The organism is uncultured Pseudoalteromonas sp., assembly GCF_963922945.1.
GTDB lineage: Bacteria > Pseudomonadota > Gammaproteobacteria > Enterobacterales > Alteromonadaceae > Pseudoalteromonas.
This window is the reverse complement of the sequence record NZ_CAWUKC010000126.1, coordinates 1-6,307: the sequence shown is the minus strand read 5'-3', so window position 1 is coordinate 6,307 and position 6,307 is coordinate 1. Positions and strand designations below refer to the sequence as shown.

The 6,307-nt window shown below is 41.3% G+C and carries 6 protein-coding genes and 1 pseudogene; 3 read left to right on the top strand and 4 right to left on the bottom strand.

The features are described from left to right. Nucleotides 1-42: 42 nt before the first annotated feature. Nucleotides 43-1,350 carry a DASH family cryptochrome gene (locus tag AABI99_RS17195; protein ID WP_338367350.1) on the top strand — a complete coding sequence of 436 codons (1,308 nt, stop codon included), beginning with the start codon at nucleotides 43-45 and terminating at the stop codon, nucleotides 1,348-1,350. Between the two features lie 26 nt (nucleotides 1,351-1,376). Here AABI99_RS17195 and AABI99_RS17190 read toward each other — a convergent pair whose 3' ends face one another. Then, complete coding sequence (locus AABI99_RS17190) at nucleotides 1,377-2,453, bottom strand: YeiH family protein (RefSeq protein WP_338367348.1); 1,077 nt, start codon at nucleotides 2,451-2,453, stop codon at nucleotides 1,377-1,379. A gap of 137 nt (nucleotides 2,454-2,590) precedes the next feature. On the opposite strand from AABI99_RS17190, the gene AABI99_RS17185 reads away from it, so the two are divergent. Next, nucleotides 2,591-3,469, top strand: coding sequence for a LysR substrate-binding domain-containing protein (locus tag AABI99_RS17185; RefSeq protein WP_338367347.1), 879 nt, complete (start codon nucleotides 2,591-2,593; stop codon nucleotides 3,467-3,469). A gap of 108 nt (nucleotides 3,470-3,577) precedes the next feature. Here the strand turns inward: AABI99_RS17185 and AABI99_RS17180 are convergent, their stop codons facing one another. Both AABI99_RS17180 and AABI99_RS17175 read right to left on the bottom strand, forming a co-directional pair. After that, nucleotides 3,578-3,922 (bottom strand): hypothetical protein, encoded by a 345-nt coding sequence (locus AABI99_RS17180; RefSeq protein ID WP_126009495.1) that lies wholly within the window; start codon nucleotides 3,920-3,922, stop codon nucleotides 3,578-3,580. A gap of 92 nt (nucleotides 3,923-4,014) precedes the next feature. Then, on the bottom strand, nucleotides 4,015-4,473 hold the full coding sequence (locus AABI99_RS17175) for a thioredoxin family protein (RefSeq protein ID WP_338367349.1): 459 nt from the start codon (nucleotides 4,471-4,473) through the stop codon (nucleotides 4,015-4,017). A gap of 257 nt (nucleotides 4,474-4,730) precedes the next feature. Between AABI99_RS17175 and AABI99_RS17170 the strand changes: the two are divergent. Continuing rightward, nucleotides 4,731-5,021, top strand: a pseudogene (locus tag AABI99_RS17170) (porin); the annotation flags it as partial. A gap of 363 nt (nucleotides 5,022-5,384) precedes the next feature. Here the strand turns inward: AABI99_RS17170 and AABI99_RS17165 are convergent. After that, complete coding sequence (locus AABI99_RS17165; protein WP_338367346.1) at nucleotides 5,385-6,266, bottom strand: NAD(P)-dependent oxidoreductase; 882 nt, start codon at nucleotides 6,264-6,266, stop codon at nucleotides 5,385-5,387. Nucleotides 6,267-6,307 lie beyond the last annotated feature (41 nt).

Here is a 6,307-nt window from a genome sequence, read left to right as displayed (position 1 = left end):
TTGCTTCGTAAACTTAATGATTACAAAAACCAGAGCATGAGTATGAGCAAACGCATTTTATATTGGCTACAAAACGATTTACGCCTATCCGACAACCCCATTTTTAGCGCCCTTGCATCCGAGCAATGCGCGCTTGATATTGTATTTGTTATTAACCCGCACTGGTTTAAAAATAATAACTATCAACAAAAACCTTACGGCATACACAAACAGCAGTTTTTAATGCAAAGCTTGTACGAGCTACAACAAGCACTTATTGAGCGCGGGCAAACCCTGCATGTGCTTGAGGGCGACCCCGTATCGCTTTTAAAAGCGCGTATAAATGAGCAAAATATTGATGAAGTGGTATACAGCGAGCAATTTGGCCTGTACGAGCAACGCCAAATAAACTTACTCAAAGCACATTGCCCCAATACACAATTTACAGGAACGCAGCAAGACACGCTCTTTAAGCAAAGTGAGCTCCCCTTTGATTTGAGCGAATTACCCAAACACTTTACCCCTTTTCGTAAAAAGGTAGAGGCAGCTAATAGCCCTATTACACCAACAACTTTGCCAAACGGCTTGCTGCCTAAGCCAATAACTTTATGCGCAAAAACACCTATAGAACGTATAACAAATAAAGGCGTAATGCATGGCGGGCTTAACAGTGCGCAAGCTCATTTAAAGCAATACTTTGCAGGCGCAATGCCAAGTACTTATAAAACGACTCGCAACGAGCTTGATGGCTTTAACAACACCACCAAGTTTAGTACTTGGCTTGCCTTTGGCTGTATAAGTGCAAAACAAGTTTACAAAGCCGTAGAAAATTACGAGCAATGCAATACAGCAAACGAGTCTACTTACTGGATTAAATTTGAATTGCTATGGCGAGAGTATTTTAAATGGCACGCACTTAAAGCAGGTAACAGCCTGTTTAGCTTTAAAGGGCAAAAACAAACTAAACCGCTTACTACTTTTACACCTACACGCTTTGCTGCTTGGTGTAACGGCACAACGCCTTACCCGCTTGTAAATGCCATTATGAAAGAGCTAAACACTACGGGTTATATATCAAACCGTGCTAGGCAAATTGCAGCAAGCTGTTTAGTAAACGAGTTAGGCCTTGATTGGCGATACGGCGCAGCCTATTTTGAGCAACAACTAATTGATTACGACGTAGCAGCAAACTGGGGCAACTGGCAATACATAGCTGGTGTAGGGGTTGACCCTCGTGGCGGGCGGCACTTCAATATTGAAAAGCAAACACAGCAGTTCGATCCTGAATCCATTTACACCAAAAAATGGGGGGGCGATCAAAGCGCAAATGCACAGCTCGATCACTTAAACGAAGTTGATTGGCCTATTTAAGCCAATCTACCTCCACCAGGTTATATTTAAAACAGCTGCGCAATGCCAACATTAATGGCAAAGCCACCTAAGGTTAAAAACAAAAATAAACAGCCTGCTAATAACAGTGGTTTTATACCCGCTTGGCGAATAGCACCAACATGGGTACGCAGCCCTAGTGCGACCATGGCAATGGTAAGTAATATATTGTCAAACCATACAATAGCGTTTGTAGTACCTTGCGGAATAACCGACATCGAATGCACGCCACTTGCCACTATAAATAACACCGCAAACCAAGGGATAGTAATTCCCGATTTATGCTCACTATCCTGTGCGTGTATGTTTACATGCTTTTTACTTTGCCAAAACGATAAGCCCACTAAAAATGGCGCAAGCATCATTACGCGTAGCATTTTTTCTATCACGGCGGTGTCGGCCGCATTGGCACTTACCGCAGTGCCTGCTGCTACCACTTGTGCAACTTCATGAATGGTTGAGCCAACAAAAATACCGTACGCATGCTCACTCACACCCATATATTCAAACATAATTGGGTAGGCAAACATACTTAACGTGCCAAACACCACCACCGTTGCCACCGCTACCGATACTTTATGCGCCTGTGCTTTTATAACGGGCTCGGTGGCCATTACCGCTGCGGCGCCACAAATAGAGCTACCTGCACCTATTAATATAGTTGTTTGCTCATCAAGCTTAAATACACGTTTGCCAAGTTGAATTGCTAATATAAACGTACCAACAAGCATAACAACGTCGGTTAGTAAGCCACTCCAGCCTACACCCGCTACTTGCGTAAAGGTTACTCTAAACCCAAATAAAATAACGCCCGCTTTGAGTAATATACTTTTAGCGTAATCAACACCTACATCGGTACGCGTAGCAATACGCGAAAACACGCTGTTACCCACAATAATGCCAAGCACAATACCAATTGTTAAGGAGCTAAATTGCGCACTTTGCATTATAGGTAACTTACTTAATGCAACAGATGCCCCCGCTAACACAACCACCAGCAGCATACCTAACCACCAGCGCGTATCGCCATATTGCTTAGTATTAATAACCAAAGGCTGAAAACTATTTTTAATAGCGCTAAGCATACTATTCCCTCACTTAAACCATGTTGATGTGTTGACTTAATTGTAAGAAATCTCAAAATATAACTCCAATATATTAAAATCATGATTTGATAACTTAAGGTTATACAATTTAGAGTTATGCAATTTAAGGTTATACAATGAACTTACATGCACTTAGGGTGTTTTATACAGTAGCTAAATTGGGTAGCTTTTCAGGCGCAGCCGAAGCGCTTTTTATAAGCCAGCCCGCTGTTTCTAAAGCGCTAAAAGAGCTTGAGCATCAGTTAAACATTCAACTTATTGAACGTGCATCTAAAGGTAAAAAGCTCACCTTAAGCGAAGGCGGCCAAGCGCTTTTTGAACATGCACGCAGTATTTTTGCTATAGAAAAAGCCGCTATTGACGATATTAAATCGCGCACAGGGCTTAAGCGCGGTACGCTCGTTATTGGTACCAGCACCACCATTGCCAGCTATTGGCTACCGCCCTATTTAGCTAAATTTTGCGCCCAATACCCACATATAAAAGTAGAAGTACAAGTGGCTAATACCGCGCAAATTGAGCATGCCTTACTTGAGTGCACTATTGATTTGGCACTGGTTGAAGGCACACCCACCGAGCCACATATAATAAGTAAGCACTGGCAAAACGATTTAATGAGTGTGGTTATACCGAGCAACTTTAAGCCCACTAAAAACTTAAAAGCATGGTTAAATAAGCAGTTTTGGTTATTACGCGAGCCAGGCTCGGGCACGTTAGAAATGTCGGTAAAGTTATTAGCAGAGCATGGCGTACAGGCTGAGCGCAGTATGCAACTAGGCAGCAACGAAGCCATAGCCAGGGCTGTTGCGCAAGGTATGGGCGTTGCTTTATTGCCAAACGTAGTCACAGAAGATTTAGTCCAGCTAGGTAAATTAACGCGCCTGCGCCAAAAAAATAACAAGCAACTCTCTCGGCCACTATACCAACTGCATTATAAAGACAGACCGTCTTCGCATGCCGCGCAAGCATTCGAAAAAAGCCTGTTTAGTGAATAATGTTTAAATGAGTGAATTTAACGCGCGACGTAAATTTACATAAACATTAAAACGGGCGTTGATAAATCGTGATGTGTGAGACAGTTTGCCCTCTATAGCTTAAGCTTGTTAGGGTTTTGTGAGCTCATAGGCACGAGCTATAACTAAAGGAAAAAAATCTCCGCCTAAAATTACTGCCCATTGCCCACAACCAAAACGTTCAATACGATTTGCATCTGTTAAAACATTGCGCAAATTATCAGGGGAAGCATTATCTATATTTGAAATGATATTTTTTACTTCTTTTGGGTCATAATCAATCTTTAACCATGGAGGGGAGCATAAACTATTCATAAATTCAGAAATAACTTCAGGATAATTAGGGTAGCCACTAGAACTATCAATATCAGGTAATGCCTGCTTAGCTAACCTAAAGTTTTCCTCAAGTTTTTCTACATCACTTTTTAAAAACATACTTCCTCCTAAAAAAACCAAAAAGGGTAAAATCCTGACCTCTCATAGATCTATTAGCTAAATCCGTAAGCTCTTATACCCCCAAGCTGAATTCACAAACCCAGCGTTAAGTCTTGCGCTAATGACCCCGTTGGTTTTTCAACTACGCGTACTAACTCTTTACCATTTTGTTTAACAACAAACGTTGGCGTGTATTGCAAGTCGTGCGCCTGTGCTATTCCGGCGTCGTCTTGCTTGTTGTAACCCACGGCCACATATTTAACGCTTGCAAGTTTTACCTTTGATTCATCAAGTAACTTAATCAGCTTTGGCACTTCCCGCTCACTGTCGTGGCACCAAGTGCCAAATAATACAATTAGCTCTTTGCCTGCGAGCTTTTGCATTAAGGCTATATCTTGCTCGGTTGGCGTAAATGCGTTGTACTGTTTATTAAACTTATCGTAATCGCTTAATAGTACATCAGTTGTAATATCGCCCGAAAATGGCGCAGTAGCGGCATTACTTACAAGCGGCATGCTTAACGCGCATAGTAAAATTAATTGTTTAAACATAAGGTTAAAGTAACTTTTAAAGTGAGTAATTAAGCTCACTATACTGAATATTACTGAATGTTTACACATTGTTTGCACCTTCTATTTTTATAGCTTGCCCACTTTAATAAAATAATAAGCATGCATACATGAATATAAAACCTTTTATATTTTATTCAGTTATCGCCTCTACTACATTTTTATATGGCTGTGGCGGTACTGAGCAAACAACCAATAGCAGCACAGAGCAAACTGACTCATAAACAACCAATAACTACGAAGGCGGCTATTTACAATTTGGTTATCAACTATCGGGCGGATACCGCAAGTATAAAAACGCAAAACTAGGCGCAAGCTCAGAGCCAGGCTGGGAACTTACAGGCCGCTACAGCCTACTTAAGCTCAAGCAAGAAAACCAAGACGCAAAAACCTACGCCCTTGGCGTTAACTACACCGTAAACAAAAACATAAAGTTTATGGCCGACTACATTAAAGCCGATTACGTTGAAGCAGGCGGTACTATCACATCGGGTAATGCAATTTCATTAAGGCTGCAGTATTCGTTTTAATACGCTTTAGTGTTTAGTCGGTTAGCCTAAAACTATAAAGCTCCTGTGTTACACGTTACATTTAATACAGGGGGCATTTTAATAGCGCTATTATAAACAATATGATTATACACACTCTTTGAAAGTTACTTATCAAGCTGGTACTTACTCCACTAGCCTAAAAGTACTAATTAGAGTGAAACTTAGTGAACAAAATATGGGCTAGTACAGGCAGCTATCGATAAACTAAACTTGTAAACGGGTTTAGGGGCAAAGTAAAAGCTTTTAAAAAAGAGTGTACTGAGGGCGAAGTCGCCTTGGCTAGTGTTAAAGCCAATGCATAGTAAAAACGCTGCCCATGCCGAATCACTCTTAATTGCTTTGTTAGCTGCGTTTCAAAATTGGCAATACTTCTGGTGTTTCAGTATCTAGCATTTCCAAAACGCTTTTAAAACCATGTATAGGTGACCACCCTAATTTGTCACAGGCAGATGATGAATCATATACGCGGTCTAAGCTTTGAGGTAGTTGCCAATCTCTTTGTTTAAATGCCAGCGCGATGTCAGGACATTGACGCTCGATGACAGGTGCAGCATCAGTATATAGCGCTTCACAATCAGAAAGTTGAAAAGGTGTAGCGCCTGAGATTATAAAACGATTAAAACCACTTAAGCGTTTTTCCATAGAACATAAATGTGCGTTTGCTACATCACGAGCATCTATGCCACGAGTAAGGCGAAATACAGCCATTAAATCCGCAGGTTCAGGAAAACATCTCGACATTTGCAGCACAGTAACTGGAAGCTGAAACAACTTTGAAATTTCCTCTAGCTTAGCTTCAGCAGCAATTTTACTTTTATGATAAATCGACTTGGGTTGAGGAGTAACGTCTTCATTTATCCAACCTGCAATACCTTTAGGTGTTGAAGCATAGCCGTACAATGCAGTAGTGCTGGTAAAAATAAAGTGCTTAATACCTGCTTTTAATCCAGCCAGAGCGAGTTTCTCGGTCGCGTCTACGTTGATAGACTGAAACGCAGAATCAGGTACTAAACCCACATGGGGGGCGTGTAATGCAGCTGTATGAATAACAACATCAACATTTTTAAGAGCCCGGTCAATCAGATCACTATCAAGAATATCGCCAATGTAATCAGCTGTTGAGCAAGGCGTTTTATCAATGCCAACCACGTCATGGGTGCGCATTAATTTAATATAGATTGCACGCCCGACTCTACCGGCAGAGCCTGTTACTAAAATTCTCATAAAGACACCTTACTAATGATTAGCCTCAAGCAGCAACGCCC

What these genes read in the sequence shown, in the direction of transcription:
- AABI99_RS17195 (WP_338367350.1), top strand. Translation starts at nt 43, where the DNA reads ATGAGCAAACGCATTTTATATTGGCTACAAAACGATTTACGCCTATCC.
- AABI99_RS17190 (WP_338367348.1), bottom strand. Translation starts at nt 2,453, where the DNA reads ATGCTTAGCGCTATTAAAAATAGTTTTCAGCCTTTGGTTATTAATACT.
- AABI99_RS17185 (WP_338367347.1), top strand. Translation starts at nt 2,591, where the DNA reads ATGAACTTACATGCACTTAGGGTGTTTTATACAGTAGCTAAATTGGGT.
- AABI99_RS17180 (WP_126009495.1), bottom strand. Translation starts at nt 3,922, where the DNA reads ATGTTTTTAAAAAGTGATGTAGAAAAACTTGAGGAAAACTTTAGGTTA.
- AABI99_RS17175 (WP_338367349.1), bottom strand. Translation starts at nt 4,473, where the DNA reads ATGTTTAAACAATTAATTTTACTATGCGCGTTAAGCATGCCGCTTGTA.
- AABI99_RS17165 (WP_338367346.1), bottom strand. Translation starts at nt 6,266, where the DNA reads ATGAGAATTTTAGTAACAGGCTCTGCCGGTAGAGTCGGGCGTGCAATC.